The organism is Odoribacter sp. AF15-53 (genome assembly GCF_003479425.1).
Classification (GTDB): domain Bacteria; phylum Bacteroidota; class Bacteroidia; order Bacteroidales; family Marinifilaceae; genus Butyricimonas.
In genome coordinates this window covers 141,908-159,701 of sequence record NZ_QUHC01000001.1, presented here as the reverse complement: position 1 = coordinate 159,701, position 17,794 = coordinate 141,908, and the positions used below count along the sequence as shown (strand labels likewise).

Sequence of the window (17,794 nt, the reverse complement as noted above, 5' to 3'; positions counted from 1 at the left end):
ACTATTTCGTTATCAACGTTATCAAGGCCAATATGGTCGACATACTCGACAAGATATAAGGTAAAAAAGCACTCACGCTCCCACCGGCAATCCGTCCCTTGTTCGGTTCCACGTAAACCACGTCATTCTGTTGCAAATAGAAAAAAGGAGAATCAATAAACTCGCTTGAAGTCAAATCAATCCGAGCGAATATCTTCTCGTCACCTTCTTCCCTCATCACCAAAACATTTTTACGTTTTCCGTTAATTTGCAGGTCGCCCGCCATTCCAAGCGCATCAAACAAGGAAACCCGTTCACTCACCACTTTGTAACTCCCCGGACTCTTAACCTCTCCCAAAACGGTTACCTTGAAATTCTGAAACTGAATCGTCACGATCGGGTTTTTCAGATAGACTGACAATTTTTCTTTTAGCATTTCGGATAATTCATTCCTTGAAATTCCGACTACCTTCAGTTTTCCCAACACCGGAAAATCAATCTCTCCATTCTTATCTACCAAATATCCCCTGGGAATCTGTTGCGTGGAAGTCGTACTTACCTCCTTGCCCAACCCGATCATCGGCGTGTTAAAAGGTAACGCGGACTCCAGATCATCACACGATACGATAATTGACAACAGATCGTCCGGGTGAACGACCGTCTTGTACTCGCATTCCGCTTTTATACGCTTGTTAACATCGACATCCTGCAAGTATACCACTTTCTTACTGGAACCACAAGAAGAGAGTAAAATTCCCCCAAACAAACACAAAATAATTCTTCTAAAAATACACATACATTCAAATTTATAATTTACACGCCAAATGCTTTATCACACGAACCACCCGCTCTATATCATTATCCGTCAACGTCGCCCCCGACGGCAGACACAGACCAATCTCGAATAAACGCTCGCTGACCCCGTTTCCATAATACGGAGCATCTTTAAACACCGGTTGCATGTGCATCGGTTTCCATAACGGCCGACTCTCTATATTATTCGCATTCAAGGCCAAACGAATTTCTTCTCTTGACGCACCGAACTCTTCCGGTTCCACGGTAATACAAGTCAGCCAGTAATTCGAGTTGAAGACATCGCCTTCAGGCTGGCTCATCACCCGTAACCCGTTCACCCCCTCCAGTAACTTCACGTACAAATCATGTATCGCCCGCCTCCTCGTGACATGTTCCCCTAAAACGAACATCTGCCCTCGACCTATACCCGCACAGATATTACTCATCCGGTAATTATACCCAATGCAAGAATGCTGGTAATGAGGAGCGTTATCTCTTGCCTGAGTCGCGTAATACAACGCCCGATCGGCATGTTCCTTGCAAGAACAGACTAAAGCACCGCCTCCCGAAGTCGTGATGATCTTGTTCCCGTTGAACGACAACACGCCAAACTCCCCGAACGTCCCGCATCTTTGTCCTTTATATTCCGCCCCCAAAGCTTCCGCCGCATCTTCCAGCACGGGTATTTTATATTTTCGGGCAACCGTCATCATTTCATCCATTTTCCCCGGCATCCCGTACAAATGTACCGGGATGATTGCTTTCGGTAATCTTCCGGTCTTCGCCAGACGATCTCTTATCGCCTCCTCCAACAATTCCGGGTCCATGTTCCACGTGTCCGGTTCGCTATCCACGAACACGGGAGTTGCCCCTACATAAGCGATCGGATTGGCTGACGCGGAAAAGGTAAAACTCTGACAAATCACCTCATCCCCGGCTCCAACATCCAGTAATATCAACCCTAGATGTAATGCCGCAGTTCCCGCACTTAAGGCTACCACACACTTATCCTCGTTTTCAATGTTCAATTCTCTATTTTCGATTAAAAAATCCCGTAAGGACTTTTCAAAAGCATTCACGTTGGGACCTAACGGCACTACCCAGTTCGTATCGAATGCCTCTTGTATAAATTCCTGCTCTCGCCCTCCCATTCGAGCGAGAGATAACCAAATTCTCGGTTCCATATATCTATCGTGTTAAAATATCTTTCCAATAAAATCAGTAAGGTGATTACCCCTTAACGAGAGTACACGTCATATTTTTTTGCGGGTACCCCCATGTATAAAAAGCCATCCTTCGTGTTTCTCATCACGATGCTACCGGCCCCGACACGCGTATTGTCTCCCACGTTAATATATTGCAACACGGCACTTCGCAGCCCGAAAAAATTCGCATTCCCAACAACCACACCTCCCGATAACCGAGTCTCCGGGTTTAGGATATTAAAGTCGCCTATCCTAGCATCATGGCCAAAAGAAATGCTCCCGTTGAGGATATTAAAGTTCCCCAAGGAATTATTGCAACTAAAACAGCAGAAAGCCCCGACAATATTCCCTTGTCCCATTTCCAAGCTATCTCTATCTAAAAAAACGGTATCCGGGTCGATTATATTCGGGAAAGCAACAAGCGGGTTAGCAACCTTACGATACAACACTTGCAACACCTCCGCATTAGATATCGCAAACACGACATCTAATTCCGTTTCCCACGCATTCAACACCTCCATGTTCCCCCGTATTTGCCCGTATGAAATACTCGTTCCCGCTTCAACACGATCATCGAAATAACCGATAAAGTTCCACCTCGCTTCCCGATCATTAATCTTTTTGATCAAGCAAGCTATTTCTCGTCCATACCCACCAGCCCCGTAAACAGCAATATCTCGTAACATTTTCACTAATTATTTTTATTTTCCAATAGCTTTATTCAAATCGTAATCATCCAACAAGAAACACGGCTCATGTCCGGGACAAACCGTCAGGTCACGCCCTCGAAGTTCTTCTATCTTCCTGATTGTTTCTTTCAATTTTTCTTTCGAACCGCAATACAATTTCGTCACGGTTTTCAAATCTTTTATCAAGGAATCCCCGGTAAAAAGATACTCACCCACCACAAAACAGATACCTCCGTTCGTGTGGCCTTCCGCAATAAAAAAGTCTAAGCCTATCCCGTTCCACTCAAAACGGAACCCGATATCTTCGATCAACACATCCGCAGGAGCGATCTCGAACCCAACTTGATTATAAAACAGGGAATGATTTTTCTTGTTACTTTGAATTCCCTCGGAACAACAGGCGGAAGCAATGATTTTTGCCCCGTATTGTTCGATTAATTCATTACAACCCCACACGTGATCAAAATGCTCATGTGTCAGGATGATATACTCGGGAATCAAATCCAACCGTTTCAACTCAAACTCCAGATCATCCGAACATTCACTCCCCGGATCAACGATCAGGCAATTGTTACCGATCTCTTTATCAAAAATCAAGAAACAATTAGAGGGAATAGGCTTGTTCACAATTCGTACCAGTTCCAGAGACATCACCCGGTAATATTAATCGTACGCCCACCGTCCACGGTACATTGTTGTCCCGTGATCCATCTTGCTTTGTCGGATAACAAGAAATTCACGACTTCATAAATATCATTTGCCTCCCCCAAACCCAGCGGGTAGGTCGCAGCCATACGTTTCACGAGCTCCTCATCCTGGTACATATGCTCCGTCATCGTGGTACGCACCCCTCCCGGCAACACGGAATTCAACCGTACCTTGGGCGCCAGCTCCACGGCCAAAGAACGCATCAAGGCATCCATGGCTCCTTTCGAAGCCCCGTAAACCCCAAAAGCCTTCGCCCCGAAATTACTGATATTACTAGAGATCAACACCACGCTTTTTAGCGTATCGCCATTCAATTTACGATTCATCAATGTTTTTATAATCAAGGCCCCAGAAATGACATTTATATTAAACGTCTGCTGAAATAGTGACGCAGAAACCATCTTCAAAGGATAAGTTTTCATGTAACCGGCACAATGCACGAAATAAGCTACCCGGACCTGATGTCCCGTCAGGAATGTCGCCAAAGTTTGTTCAACATCCTCCACATTTTCCAGATCATACTGCCATATTAATTGATTCTGGGGATTTTGACACTGTTGTCTCGTTTCTTCCAGACGTTCCAGATCCCGGCCATTCAAAATAACAGGATAAGAGGAAGAGAATTTTTTAGCCATCTCACGTCCCATGCCGGAAGAAGCTCCGGTTATAATAATACATTCTTTCATTCCATTTTATTTATTGAGCAGTAAAACCGCCATCCACGTTGATAATCGCCCCCGTGATCCATCGACTTGCATCAGACAATAAAAAAGCGATAGGTTCCGCTATTGAATCCGCATCCCCCAAACCCAACGGATGCAAAGCTTCCAACTTCTGATTGTAAGAATCATCAAACGCCCCCGCGTTACCCGCCAACATGTTCGTTTTCACGAAACCGGGTGCAATACAATTCACCCGAATATTTTTGGGAGCCAATTCTATAGATAATGACCGGGTAATACCGATAATGGCAGCTTTACTCATGGCGTAAACCACGTTAGCTGCCGATCCGACCAGCCCGTAAACGGAAGAAAGCAACACGAAAGAACCATGTTCCCCCACGTACACCTGCTTGTTGGAACATACTTTAGCCAATTCGATTGCCGCGTATGTGTTCAACTTGTACAACATCTCGCTCTTTTCGGTATTTACCGCATTTAACGGAGATATATAAGGGATGCCCGCACAATGGACAAAACCATTAATTTTACCGAAAACAGCTATTTTTTCTTTTACCAAACTCTTGATATCCCCCGATTTTGTCAGATCAATAACAAGAGTATCAACCATATTCTCACACGAATCATGAAGTTGTTCCAGATTTCCCTTATTTATATCGAGTAACAACAATTTTGCTCCTAATTTCGATAAAATAATAGCTGTCGCCTTCCCGATCCCAGAGGCGGCACCGGTTATGATATAAGACCTACCGGACAGATCCATTGGATTACAATTTACTACTGACATAAAGAATGACCTACCATTTTACAAAAATTCAAATTCCCCAGTTTCATTAAAGCAGTATTCCAAGATAACCCGATCCCAAAACCACTTAAAAGAAATGTCAACTCTCGCCGTTCCAAAATCTCTCCAAAATTGTACACGATATTGACAGGCAAAGCCGCACTACTACTATTCCCGAAAAGCCCCACGATATTATTGGGCATTTTATCCTCCGGAATATCCATTTTCTTCGCCATATTCTGAAGGATAAAACGATTCGGTTGATGAAGCATGTAATAATCAATATCTTCCTTTGTTAACGAGGAAGTGGAAACCATCTCCTCGATTAATTCGATCACTTCATTCACGGTAAAATTATACACGTCATCTCCTTTCATCACGGGATGTTCGAGGCTTCTAAAATTCCCGTCTTCCTGTTGGGTTTCGACACTTGTCTCCGTGGAACAACGCATACGGAAACCGCCTGCGGGAATAATTAACGCATCGTACCTCGAACCGTCATTCTTTATCTTAAACCGGGAAGGGGTTTCAGCATCTGTTTTCTCGATAACCGTTATCGTTGCGGCATCACCGAATAAAGGAGTTGAACTCCGATCCCTTTTGGGCATAACCAAAGAAGGGGTTTCCGCGTTCAACAGAAGTATTTTTCCCTCCAAACCTGAGGCTAATAGAGAATAAGCCTGAAATATTCCCAAGACAAAACCGGCACACCCTTGATTAATGTCCATGCACAAGACATCATAACCAAGCCCCAATTTTCCCTGTATCACGTTCGATGTTGGGGGTTGAATATAATCCGGCGTCTGGCTGATAAAAAGTATTCCCCCGATATCTTCCTTTTTCAACAAACCCGCATCCAGCAAATAATTTATACCGTACACGCACAAATCAGAAGCCGTCACACCATCATCAACCACACGACGGGCTCCATACCCGAATGTTTTAGCCAACTTCAAAGAACTTTTAATCGGGAAATTAAAATTAACCATCTCATCTTCAAACTTGATCTCCCTATCGGGCATTACAGCCAACATTCCTGTAATAGAACTATTTGAAAAAACAAAATCCATATTTATTACTTTATAGTATTCCGTAACATATTACAATAATGTAAAACCACCATCCACGACCAGATTAGCCCCGGTGGTAAAACTACTGGCATCAGACAAAAAATAAATAACCGCATAAGCCACCTCTTCCGGTCGTGCATATCGTTTCAAGGGATAAGACAATTTATCTTGATCCAATTGCTCCTCCGAGATACTTCCCTGATGAATCAACGGGGTCTCGACCATTCCGGGAAGGACACAATTGACTCGGATTCTCTTGGATGCCAGATCCACTGCCATGTTTTTGGCCATTCCTGTTAAAGCGGCTTTTGTCGAGGAATAAATAGCATTCCCGATATGGGCGGTCACGGGACCATCTATTGAAGATATGAACACGATAGAAGCACCCTTACGTAATTTTCTCTTTTTAATCATCTTTTGGGACAGGAGAACCGGAGCAAAGAAATTCACGGAAAACATACTATCCAGTTTTTCCTTGGATATATACGGGAATGGTATACTCTGGCCCACACCGGCAACATGGACAATTCCATCCAGTTCCGGCAACAAGTTTAATAACTCCTCCACCTCTTCCTCCATCGTCAGATCCCCGGCAACTTCAACGTGCCCCTTTCCCTCCAGCAACTCCCAAGTGGCGTGTAATCTTCTCTCATCCCTTCCGGTTATAACCAGACACGCCCCCAGTTTTGAGCACTCGATCGCGATAGCTTTCCCAATCCCGGAAGAAGCCCCCGTGACCAGAATCGTTTTCCCGACCAAAGAAAATGGATTATTCATGATAGAATCCTTTCTATATTAAAACCACACACGATAGTTATTTTACGGGAAAGTCGATCACACGAAGTGTACTCTTCTCCCCGTAAACAAATGACATTCTATTTTTTCCGGGATAACACGTCTTCGCAAAAAGCGTTAATCGACGGGTAAGCTAGAAGTTCTTTATTTGACATCGACATTTTATAGTCAGCATCCAACATGGCGATAACCGATAAACTTGAAAGAGAATCCCATTCTTCGAAATCCACAAATTTCTTCACTCCGTCCAACTCGTCCACTTCCAGTATTTCCGCTAATTTTTCCAATAATTCTTCCATAATTTACAATTTAAAAATTAATTATTTGATTGAACTGTAATTTTCCTATATCCAACAATAGCGATGCCCAGGTAAGTCCCACTCCAAAGCCGGCCATACACACTTTCACGTGCTCTCGCAATAAAGTATCTCCCAAATTATAGGCTATATTGACAGGAATCGTCACCCCGCTAGAGTTCCCGAATTTTTCGACAACATTGGCAGGCATTTTCTCCCGTTGTATCCCAATTTTATCAGCCAACTTATTCAACATAAACTTGTTTGGCTGATGAAACAGGTACCAGGACACATCTTCCTTGTCACAGGATGAGAATTGTAACAACTCTTCAATCATAGGAGGAACCTCTTGTTGCACGAAATTGAAAACCTCATCCCCTTTCATCACCAAATGATCTCTCGACCTGAAATTCCCGTTCGGGTCTTCCTCCATCACTGCTGTTTCGGCAGAAGAAGGCAAACGGAATCCCCCCGCAGGGATCATCAACGCTTCTGCCCGCGATCCATCCATCCGAATATTCCCGAATATCTCGCTATCACACGAGTCTTTCTCCACGACGGTAACGGATGCAGCATCTCCGATCAACGGGTTACTGTTACGATCTCTTTTAGAAACTTTACGGCTCAAAACATCCGCATTTAAAAGCACCACCTTGCGGATGCATTCCTGTTCCAGAAGCATAAACGCTTGCACCAATCCCAACACGTACCCGGCACACCCTTGGTTTATATCCAAACATATCATATCGTGTTTCAACCCCAACCGCCCTTGAATAATATTACTCGTGGGCGGCATAATATGATCCGGGGATTGAGTCACCAGTATCAAGGCATCAATGTCATCTTTAGCCAGCAGATTATTTTTGAAAAGATAATCCATCCCGTGGACACATAAATCCGAAACACAGGTATCCCCCTCCACGACACGATGCGTATCGTATCCCATAGCCATCTTCAACTTCAAGGATTTGGCTGCGGTAAAATTATAATTCAACATTTCATCTTCAAATTTTATCTCGTTCGCGGGTAAAATCGTCAGAATCCCTGTTATCTTCTTATTATGAAACTTCAGATTCATCAGACAGCCCTGTTTTTTTCTACCAACCCGATGATCCTGTCTATCGTCGAAAAGTTATCCGGCAACACATCAATTCCATCTATAGAAATACCGAACTCTTGATCCAAGGCCGTAACTAAATTTATAATATCAAATGAATCCAACATCCCTTCTTCCATGAAATTCAACGAATCGTTAAAATCAAACTCCGGACGTAATTCAGACAAAATCTGTATAACTTTTTCTCTCATAACGTATTTATTAAAACATAATCAAACATTTTCTCTATAGCAAAACCATAATGAACATAACGCTTTATTGCATTTTCGTTGGAGGATATAACCCAGAACAACTGCCGCCGGGTATTTTCTCCCCGCCTCATAAATTCTTTAAACAAAATAGCCCCTATCTTTTGATCCCGATATTCCGGATGTACAAACCAATAGCGTAGATAAAGAGTCACACCCGTCAAATCGTAAATCAGGAATCCTACAATGTGCCCGTCCGCCCGATACACCAGCACATGATCGGAAGCGATCCATCTTTCTAACTCTTCTCTTAACGGGATTTGCTCAATGTAAGCGTCAAAGTAAGTATCATATAATTTCAATATCTCCTGCACATCCCCTATTCCAGCCTGAAATACGACATCCGGAATAACCTTTTCCTCTCCAACAAGAGAGTTTATCCGTGTCATACGAATCAGGGAAGAGTATTCTTGGAAACCATTTTCTTCAAAAAGTCTCTTTACAGGCAAATCCGAATCATTTCCCAGAACATCTACCACTAATGAACCCGTTTCATGCCCAGCCAAAAAATCAATTAATGCTTCTTTTAATGCCTGTTCTGAAGTCGAGATATAAAACAAATGCCTGAAACCTCTTTCTACCTGTTCGAAAAATACAGTCTCCGGGTATAAATAATAAAATAAACTACCGTACTTACACCACAAATCAACTCGGAAAGAGTCCGGATAGAAATTAGTTATAAATCCCTTTCTTAGATTCCGTACTGCACATGATAGATCGAGAACCTCCCGGTACGAATTGATCTTGCTCATAAACCCGTGACCAGTTGATTATAATGTAAACGATCTATTTTTCCATTCGTATTCCGCTGCAATTCACTTAAACAATGAAATGCCGTCGGAACCATATATTTAGGCAATTCTTTACCGATTCTTGTTCTGAATTCAGAAACGTTGACTTCTTGTTCTGCCTCGTAAAACAACGTGATCTCTTTTTTCTGGTTGTTGTACACGATACACCCGTTCCGGACTAATTTCAATTTATTGATAATCACGTGTTCGATCTCTCCTAATTCGATCCGATACCCCAAATGCTTTATTAAAGTATCCTTTCGACCTTTGAAAACAATCTCGCCGAAAGAATTCCGGTACACGACATCACCCGTACGATAGATAATTTCCGGGTAGGCACTGTTCAACGGGTTTTGAACAAAAGCAGCAGCCGTCTTCTCCGGGTTGTTATAATACCCCATCGCCAAAGAAGTCCCGCGAATGCAAAGTTCTCCTTCTCGTCCCGCTTCCGCCACTTCTCGGTCATCCTCGTCCAAAATCAAAACGTCTGTATTCCTGCACGGAAATCCGATAGGTATCGGTTCCTCGTCCCTGATCTCCCGTTCTACTTTAAAATAAGTGCAGTCCAGCGTGATCTCGATCGGTCCATAAAGATTGGCAAATAAAACACGCGGCAACTCCCCGTGCCAGTAATTAAATTGTTTTGTTGGGAACACCTCTCCCGCAAACCAGCATAATCTCAGATCCGGCAACTGTATTTTATCCAACAAATTCATGTTAGCGATATTGACCATGATCGTCGGTACCCAAAAAATAAATGATACCTTTTTCTCTTGCAATAATTGCAATATCGCCGCGGGGAAAGCAGACAAATGATCGGGAATCAACACGATCGTACTTCCCTTGGCCATCAACATACATAACTCGAAACTGTATATATCAAAAACCAAAGGGGACAATGAACCGATAATCTCTTCATCCGTGAAAGAGAACGTGTCATCTGCCCATTCCGTGAAATCAACAAAACTCCGATGATTCAAGACCACCCCCTTGGGAGTCCCCGTTGAACCGGAAGTATTTATAATACAAAGAGGATCGGTGTCGATCAGCGTTCCCAGACGAGCGGAAAGCATATTGTCATCACGAACAATTTCACCAAAATCGACCGAATCAAGATTGATAACCACGGTCTCTTTCGGCACAATATCCTGTATGTTTTTCTCGAACTGATTATTCGTGATAATTACTTCGGGACACACTAGTTCCAGAATGTTCTTTATTCTCGTCACGGGAGTTTTTACATCCAGGTTCATGTAGAAATTCCCGCTATATATAACAGCCAAATCCGAATAAACGCTTTCTATACTTTTATTAAGATATATTGCTATTGGTCTTTTTATCACGTTTTTACGTGATAAAATTTCACTCGCCAACAATTTACATTTCTGTTCTAAACCAGAAAAAGTGATGTCACGTTCTTTATCATACACGGCGATCTTATCAGCATGCTTTCGCACCGTGTTTTCAAAATACTCGACAAGATTTATCTTTATCATATATTCTAAAATTAATTGTGTCCGTTAAAAGCTTCGGTCGTCGCCATCCCCTCTTTTGTTATTCCCTCTTTCTTCACGACCTTCCCGATTGTCAAGAAAAAAATCTTTAAATCCAGAGGAAATGAAAGATGATCCACGTACCACACGTCCAATTTAAGTTTCTCATCCCACGAGATCGCATTCCTGCCGTGTATCTGGGCCCAACCGGTGATTCCCGGACGCACATCATGTCTCCGGGCCTGTTCTTTCGTATATAAAGTTAGATATTCCACGAGCAGAGGTCTCGGACCGATCAAGGCCATATCTCCCTTCAACACGTTTATCAACTGGGGTAATTCATCCATGGAGGTTGAACGTATAAATCTCCCGATCTTAGTCAAACGCTCGGCATCCGGTAATAAAACGCCCTGATGATCACATTCATCCGTCATCGTCTTGAATTTTATCACTTTAAAGTATCTTGCGTCCCGTCCCACACGAGTTTGAGTAAAAAAAACTCCAGATCCTTTATTCGACAAGAATAACGTCAAAATGATGAAAAAGAGTAAAGGAGATAGTAATAACACCCCAAAAAATGCAAAAGAAATATCCAGTACCTGCTTCCCTATTTTTTTATACATAAATGAAAAATATTACACACAACTTCAATATCTACAAATTACCTATTTACTACTTTCTATCATTTTTCTTCTATTCTGCCAAAGTTTTCTTTGCGAGGGATTAATAAAGATTTTAACAAGTAATCCAACATGAATAAACATATCTATTAACAACCATCGAAAAACATATGATGCATGCAAAATTGATAGTCTCCGCCCAAAGCCACCCAACGTGAAGCCATCCCGACTAATAATAAACGGGAAAAGATTTGTACGATATTGTGTTTTACCAACACGTTGCAAAAACTCGTTACATCGTTGATTCACGTACAAACGGGCTTTACATGCCTCTTCCGAAAAATTCATAATCAATGATTCCCCGTGATAGGTGACACAGTATATTACAGAAGTATCTGCAACAACCTTTCCAGCGAAATGTGCCGCTTGCACATTAAACATCACATCGTTATTTGCCTTTGTTTCATCAAAACGTAATTGATGTCTTCTGATTAAATCACTCGAAATCAATTTCGCCCAAGACGTATAGTTTTTATATCTCAACTCCTCGTAATCATCTGTTTGCAACGCATCATGAACCATCCGTGAAACCTGATTAAGAGCGTTTTTAGCTTCAGATTCACGACTCGGCATCAAGGTATCCGAATCTAAAGCATTCGTGCAGAAATACACGATATCAAAATCACTCTTCTCATATTTATCAATACTATCGAGCAAACAAGGATTATAAAAATCATCCGCATCAGCAAATAAGGTCCACCGCCCGACACTTTTGGTCAATCCAAGATTCCGGGCATACCCGGCCCCTCTACCCTCTTTGGGAAAATAAACTTCAACATTCGGTGATCCCTCTCCGGGGAAATTCGAGAAATCAACTTTTCCGGGATCGCTATTATCATCAACAACGATTATTTGAATATCGTCTCTACGAGGAATAGAATCCAAACACCTCTGTAAAAGCCGAGGAGTATTTTTATGAGGAATAATAATGGAATAATTTATGCCCATACACAAATATTAAAAGATCTGTTATACCTGAATTTCTCGATATAAAAAGCGAATAAAAACATAAGGAATAATGACAATAACGAGTATACCTCTGTTGTCATCAATACAAACATCACGAAAATAGACACGGATAACCAGTTAGATAAATGGAATTTCTTATTCTTATTCAGTCTGGATAGCACGATATACAGTAAACTAAAGAAAATACCAAACGCAATTATTCCACCTTGAAGCAAAATATGCAAAATAATATTATGTGCATTTCGCCCACCGAAAACATCAATATATAATCCATGAAAAACTTCTCCATACCCAAGTAAAAAGGAATTCTTTATTTTCACTAAAGCTAAATCCCATATAACTGTCCGTGATGAAAAAGTAAAATCTTTCTTTAAAACATCTTCAATCAAGAAAGAGAAACTACTCTGTATCTGAAAAGCCACAATACCCAGGAAAAAAAGGATATAAATTGCCAATAATCTCTTGGAAGTGACATAACTTGCAAATCTCGTCTTGTAAACAAAAAAATAGTACCCCAAAAGTAAAGCAAAACTGACAATTGAGGTGGCAGACCAAACCTTCAAAAGAATAATAGCAGAACACAACATCAGCAAAACCAGATTAATCGTGTATTTTCGCCCGCAAGTCGATGCATATATGCTATTAATAACAATTGCGGGAATCAACACGATTCCGTAAGAATTTCCATTTCCCAGAATAGAGTAAGGTAACGTCACGTAATTATTGATACGAACATAAAACATCCCGTCCGGATACAATAACAGACAAACACAACCGAGGTAGACTAAAGCAGAATAAACAATCGACAGACTACTAAATAAATAGGCTTTATTTTGCTTTATAAGAATTTCGGCAAGAAACACACACCCGAAAATACGCATCCACCTTGTTAACAATGAATACACGTACCCTTCCCGCACAAGCGTGACAATCAATAGAATTGAAAAAAAGGCAAACAACCAAACATCAAATTTAGAAAACACCTTCTTTTTTACCCACCATATAATAGTTACTAAAAACGATAAGGCTTGCATCACCACCAATATCTGATTTAATAAAGGCGTTTGATCCGCATAGATACAATCCCCCCCAATAAAAGCAAAAAACATGATGGTTGATAAAACAGGTAATAATTTTACTTCCACGAAAACCGTTATTAAAGCTTCATCATCAGGATGGCAAAACGACTTGTTCGCCCATCTCCACTAAATATTCTTTCGTAAATCTAAAAAGGAAACCCGCCGCCGGGGTAAATGTCATTTCTCCAAAAACAGGTTCTCCGTCTATTTCATACCAATCAACCCTCACGATAGGAAACTCTTTTGCAAGAATTTCACTATATTCTACCATTTTATCAAAGGACTGGGGTCTGGGATATACTTTTTCCGCCTCGTATTCCGACAATATTTTCCCTGGTAAAAAATTCCATGCCTTGTCATAAAATGCATAATGAGTTTCTTTCCCGATCCGGTCGCAACATAAGAAAACCGAATATACTTTCCCGTTCAGACAATAAAACTTATAATCCACGAGAGACAAATCTTCTGCAGTCTGGGGTTTCAGGTACTTCTCGGCTATAATTCTTGGTTTAATCCTCTGATAATGGGGTTCTGCACTAGCTAAACCGAAAGAAGTTGTGAACCATCTTTCAAGTTCTTTCTTCACGAACGGGATATCTAACCTCTTTTTCTCCTTAACAATCAGAACATTTTTTCCATCTCCCCCGTTAGTCGACTTCAACACGAACGAGTCTGGCAATGTATCAAAATGAATATCCTCAACTCGGTCATACACCCCGTACAAATCATTCAGAGTATGTCCCAATCCTGAATCTTGAACATACTTTCTGACAGCATATTTATCTGTCAATTCACTCCACTTCTCCGTATTTGACCGAAATTTCAACCAATTAATCTTTTCTCCTAATTCTACAGGACAATCAAGATTCATCTCTCTCCCGTGATATTTTTTAAATAGCATTTTCGCTAACTTCTCGGGATTCTTTTTCCCAATACGTGTATAATAACGATTTCTAAGGTCACGCCCGACTCTTTTCACCAACAAATACATTCCTCTTATTTTAATCACGTTGCTTATTTACGAATCGCATGTAATATCTCCTCCGTGTAGTCTCCAAAGGCGGGTCCCGTGGCTTGGAACACTCCAGTATCCGTGGGATTAATTTCAATCAACACGATATTATTATTCTCGTCCACGGACATATCCCACCCGATCAGTCTGGCATAAGGTAACATTTGATGCATCTCCCTCACCTTAGCAACGAGATCTCCGAATCGAGGAACTTCAAAACCTTCAAATACCACCCCGGAATCTGACGTCAAGTATTTGCCAAATGGTTTTAAAGTGTACGCATATTTAGCTAATTTCCCCTCCTCGTTAATTCCGCAATACAAACCTCCGGCAGAAGCATTATCAACTTTCACTCCTTTCCGCCCCATTCTCAGCACGGCAAACAAAGGCACAACTTCATTATTATCCCGATAGAAGGTCATAATTCTTATCGTATTCAAAGAAGACGGGTTTAAAGATCCCAGACGTTCATGCTGCGAAACAGCCTCCTGTACCAGAAAATTCTTCCCGTACGAGTCGAACAGCTCTTTAACAGTTCTATTTTGAGAAGAAGTTATTCCGTGAATAGATGAGAAACGAATAACACTCTCTCCCTGGCAAGAATCAATACTATGTTTGATAACCGCATCAGGTAAATTATGACAAAGCCCTATCGCCGTCTCCCGATCTATCGGTTTCTCCTCGTGATAAAAGAAACCATTCATATTTTTAATAATTCCCCGAGGTTGCAACATATCCGGGAATAACCTGTCCGACATGTTTTTATCAGAATACACAACCCTCATTTTCACGTCATTAAACAATGGCGTTATCTGGGAATAATAAATATATGTCGGAATATACTTTACAGAAAACAGATCATTGACAGAATAATAATACCGATGACAATCTAGTTTTATCTTTTTCCCATAATGCTCCATATAGTATTTTTGAATCTCATCACTCTGCTCTTTAGTTAAATTTTTCAACTCACAAGTAGCCCCCATTTCCTTTATATTTTTCTGATATTGACGAGTCAACGAGAGAAATTTATATTTTCTCCTCCAGAACTGGATCAACGACATGACTTTTTCCTTCATAAATCACTTATAATTATACATTTTTTTTAGACATCGAATGATTAAATTCCTATCACTATCATTTTTCATGAAAGCATAAAAATCCTTCAAATCTGCTTTCTTCCCAAGAAAGCCTTTCAGACTATTCTTGAAAGAATTCACATATCCATATTCTGTTGAAGCCGAAAGGAAAGACCAGTTCAATGTAGGCGAATACTTACTTTTCCATAATCTCAACATCTCTTGCTTTAGAAGCTCTTCATACATGCGATCATCCTGTAACGCCTCACATAAAACCTGCACATGACTTTTTATAGATGCAGTATGATCTAATCCCAAATGAATATTTCCCTCGTTTAAAACATGGTATACCTCAAAGTTTATAGTCTTTTCTAACTCCACACCCACGTCCATTTTTACAAGTAAACCATTATACCAGTAATCCGTTTTCGCTTTATAATCGGGAGTTTGTTTCGAATTAAAAAAGAAATTCCCCAAACTATAAAATATCGGTTTTTGTTTATATACTTCCCACCCCTGCGGAACATGAGGATGGTGAGCAATAACCCCGTCAGCTCCCCAATCAATGAAATCACGATAACGAGCCCTTACTTCAGGAAGCGGAATTCCCACGTATTCAATCCCATCATGAGGATAAACAAAAAGAAAATCCACCTTCTTTTTAGCATCTACAATTAAATGATTCACCTTCAAATGGTTTATCATTGCGCACCCCAAATCACCACGCTCCGCCTCTTCATTCAACACCCCGGAACAGGCAAAAACAACTGCAAGAAAACCTATTTTGATTCCGTTACACTCTACAACATGCACTTTATACGCTTCCTCAAAAGTTCCCGCCCCCAATACCTCTACCACCTTTGAAAATGAATCTCTCGTTTGGTAAAAACCTTCTTTACCATAATCAAACATGTGATTATTGGCTAAAGAAATAACATTAAATCCCAAACTCTCCAAGAAATCAGGAGATTCAACTGACTGAGACAGTATTGGCGGTATCTTATCAATCGCTTTACCTTCTGATTTCACAGGAACTTCAAAATTACAAACTCGCAAGTCCGCTGAAGAAATCAATTCTTTCAGTTCGTCTGATACCGTTATCAGTGACGGAGAAGGTGTCGAACAAAAATCTCCACAAAAAAGAACATTCACACACTTACTCATGTCGAATAATTTTATTTAACACCGAATCAGACAATTCATTATTTTGACGTTCGAAACGATAAAGTTTCTTCTCTCTTTTAGCTTCCACGCTCTTCCAGGCCAGATAACATTTTCGTATTTCATCTCTTTTATTCATAATACATACGAGTTGATCTGTTACGTCCCAAAAATCATTAATTTCCAAAATTACCGGTCCCATATCGGTAATGGCAACATCCCAACCGATAGCTTTCAAAATAGGCATACTCTGCTGAAACTTAACAATCTCGTTTTTTATACGATTCCAATGATCTACTTTAATTCCGGCCAATTGTACCCCCGTATCCGGGTGTGAATCAATATTCTTAATATTTCGCCATCCATTAAATTGAATTGAATTATAAATCGTCCCGTCATTTAAATCTATAGAAGCATTAATATTACCACCGTCTCCTGCATTATCCACACACCTGCCACTTCTACCGATCCGGAGCCAAAATGAAGCAAATCGTACCTCCCCATCAGGATATAAAGTAGAAACAATCCTAACCGTATTCACCGAAGAAGGATTGAAGTCTCCAAACTGCCTCGTTTGTTTAACAATCTCCTCGAAGATCATTGCTTCCGTTGACAAAACCTCTGACAACTTTACCACGTCCCCATCATACCGTCTCATAACACAATCATCAGCAAGATATTCCATAGACCGTATCAAGCAAACACCGACACCATGAGTACCTTCAACAGGCTTTATCACACATTCTTGCACATTATTTTTCCTTAGAATTTCTAATGTCGTATTCAAATCATAAGCAATCTTACCATCCCCTTGGATTCCCACATATTCCGGATCATAATAACAATATAGACAAGGAGTCTTAATGCCGACATTCTCCAAGAATAAATGAGAAAAGTATTTATTTCTGGCAACGACATAATATTTTTTAGGATTCAAAAGATCAAGATAAGCCCTTTTCTCATTTTCTCCGAGATATGCTTTTTTAAAATTCTCATCTTTTTTATCAAATTCATATTGAAAAAACTCATCAAAACGAATTCCTTTCCGCTTCTTCAATTTCAAATAATCATCGAGGAGAAGGAAAAAACTCTTTTTTGAATCTTTTTGCATCTTTCTCGTTTTACGAAAAAGAGAAACACCACTTCTACACTTCCTTAATATGA

The 17,794-nt window shown here is 40.7% G+C and carries 20 protein-coding genes; all 20 read right to left on the bottom strand.

All coding sequences use genetic code 11. The features are described from left to right. Position 1 precedes the first annotated feature (1 nt). Complete coding sequence (locus tag DWW52_RS00660; protein WP_118713555.1) at positions 2–775, bottom strand: polysaccharide biosynthesis/export family protein; 774 nt, start codon at positions 773–775, stop codon at positions 2–4. 10 nt (positions 776–785) lie between these two features. Then, a complete protein-coding gene (locus DWW52_RS00655; RefSeq protein ID WP_118713554.1) occupies positions 786–1,958 on the bottom strand; it encodes a DegT/DnrJ/EryC1/StrS aminotransferase family protein in 1,173 nt (390 codons plus the stop codon). Between the two features lie 53 nt (positions 1,959–2,011). Then, the gene (locus tag DWW52_RS00650; protein ID WP_118713553.1) at positions 2,012–2,665 is read right to left on the bottom strand and encodes an acetyltransferase; all 654 of its coding nucleotides are present in this window, start codon (positions 2,663–2,665) and stop codon (positions 2,012–2,014) included. A gap of 15 nt (positions 2,666–2,680) precedes the next feature. Further along, a complete protein-coding gene (locus tag DWW52_RS00645) occupies positions 2,681–3,319 on the bottom strand; it encodes an MBL fold metallo-hydrolase (protein ID WP_118713552.1) in 639 nt (212 codons plus the stop codon). Then, positions 3,319–4,062, bottom strand: a complete 744-nt coding sequence (locus DWW52_RS00640) for an SDR family NAD(P)-dependent oxidoreductase (protein WP_118713551.1) — start codon at positions 4,060–4,062, stop codon at positions 3,319–3,321. The genes DWW52_RS00645 and DWW52_RS00640 overlap by 1 nt, the downstream gene beginning before the upstream one ends. A 10-nt stretch (positions 4,063–4,072) precedes the next feature. Continuing rightward, a complete protein-coding gene (locus tag DWW52_RS00635; protein WP_233556622.1) occupies positions 4,073–4,819 on the bottom strand; it encodes an SDR family NAD(P)-dependent oxidoreductase in 747 nt (248 codons plus the stop codon). 14 nt (positions 4,820–4,833) lie between these two features. After that, positions 4,834–5,910: a 3-oxoacyl-ACP synthase III family protein gene (locus DWW52_RS00630; RefSeq protein ID WP_118713549.1), complete on the bottom strand. Its 1,077-nt coding sequence runs from the start codon at positions 5,908–5,910 to the stop codon at positions 4,834–4,836. 30 nt (positions 5,911–5,940) lie between these two features. Then, positions 5,941–6,687, bottom strand: coding sequence for an SDR family NAD(P)-dependent oxidoreductase (locus DWW52_RS00625; RefSeq protein WP_118713548.1), 747 nt, complete (start codon positions 6,685–6,687; stop codon positions 5,941–5,943). A 98-nt stretch (positions 6,688–6,785) separates the two neighbouring features. Continuing rightward, complete coding sequence (locus DWW52_RS00620; RefSeq protein ID WP_118713547.1) at positions 6,786–7,004, bottom strand: phosphopantetheine-binding protein; 219 nt, start codon at positions 7,002–7,004, stop codon at positions 6,786–6,788. Positions 7,005–7,014: 10 nt separating this feature from the next. Next, on the bottom strand, positions 7,015–8,079 hold the full coding sequence (locus DWW52_RS00615) for a 3-oxoacyl-ACP synthase III family protein (RefSeq protein WP_118713546.1): 1,065 nt from the start codon (positions 8,077–8,079) through the stop codon (positions 7,015–7,017). After that, complete coding sequence (locus DWW52_RS00610) at positions 8,079–8,309, bottom strand: acyl carrier protein (RefSeq protein ID WP_118713545.1); 231 nt, start codon at positions 8,307–8,309, stop codon at positions 8,079–8,081. The genes DWW52_RS00615 and DWW52_RS00610 overlap by 1 nt, the downstream gene beginning before the upstream one ends. Further along, complete coding sequence (locus DWW52_RS00605; protein WP_118713544.1) at positions 8,306–9,118, bottom strand: GNAT family N-acetyltransferase; 813 nt, start codon at positions 9,116–9,118, stop codon at positions 8,306–8,308. Before DWW52_RS00605 ends, DWW52_RS00610 begins: the two co-directional genes overlap by 4 nt. Next, positions 9,115–10,653 carry an amino acid adenylation domain-containing protein gene (locus DWW52_RS00600; RefSeq protein WP_233556620.1) on the bottom strand — a complete coding sequence of 513 codons (1,539 nt, stop codon included), beginning with the start codon at positions 10,651–10,653 and terminating at the stop codon, positions 9,115–9,117. Before DWW52_RS00600 ends, DWW52_RS00605 begins: the two co-directional genes overlap by 4 nt. 11 nt (positions 10,654–10,664) lie before the next feature. Beyond that, positions 10,665–11,273, bottom strand: a complete 609-nt coding sequence (locus DWW52_RS00595) for a sugar transferase (protein WP_118713543.1) — start codon at positions 11,271–11,273, stop codon at positions 10,665–10,667. A gap of 42 nt (positions 11,274–11,315) precedes the next feature. Continuing rightward, positions 11,316–12,278, bottom strand: a complete 963-nt coding sequence (locus tag DWW52_RS00590; RefSeq protein WP_118713542.1) for a glycosyltransferase family A protein — start codon at positions 12,276–12,278, stop codon at positions 11,316–11,318. Beyond that, entirely contained in the window at positions 12,269–13,444 is a 1,176-nt protein-coding gene (locus DWW52_RS00585) for an O-antigen ligase (protein WP_148315302.1), read from the bottom strand. The genes DWW52_RS00590 and DWW52_RS00585 overlap by 10 nt, the downstream gene beginning before the upstream one ends. Before the next feature lie 25 nt (positions 13,445–13,469). After that, on the bottom strand, positions 13,470–14,387 hold the full coding sequence (locus DWW52_RS00580) for an ATP-grasp fold amidoligase family protein (RefSeq protein WP_148315301.1): 918 nt from the start codon (positions 14,385–14,387) through the stop codon (positions 13,470–13,472). Positions 14,388–14,392: 5 nt separating this feature from the next. After that, entirely contained in the window at positions 14,393–15,469 is a 1,077-nt protein-coding gene (locus DWW52_RS00575) for a sugar-transfer associated ATP-grasp domain-containing protein (protein ID WP_118713539.1), read from the bottom strand. Positions 15,470–15,472: 3 nt separating this feature from the next. Further along, positions 15,473–16,633, bottom strand: a complete 1,161-nt coding sequence (locus DWW52_RS00570) for a CapA family protein (RefSeq protein ID WP_118713538.1) — start codon at positions 16,631–16,633, stop codon at positions 15,473–15,475. Further along, positions 16,626–17,741, bottom strand: coding sequence for a sugar-transfer associated ATP-grasp domain-containing protein (locus DWW52_RS00565; protein ID WP_158582443.1), 1,116 nt, complete (start codon positions 17,739–17,741; stop codon positions 16,626–16,628). Before DWW52_RS00565 ends, DWW52_RS00570 begins: the two co-directional genes overlap by 8 nt. Positions 17,742–17,794: the final 53 nt, after the last annotated feature.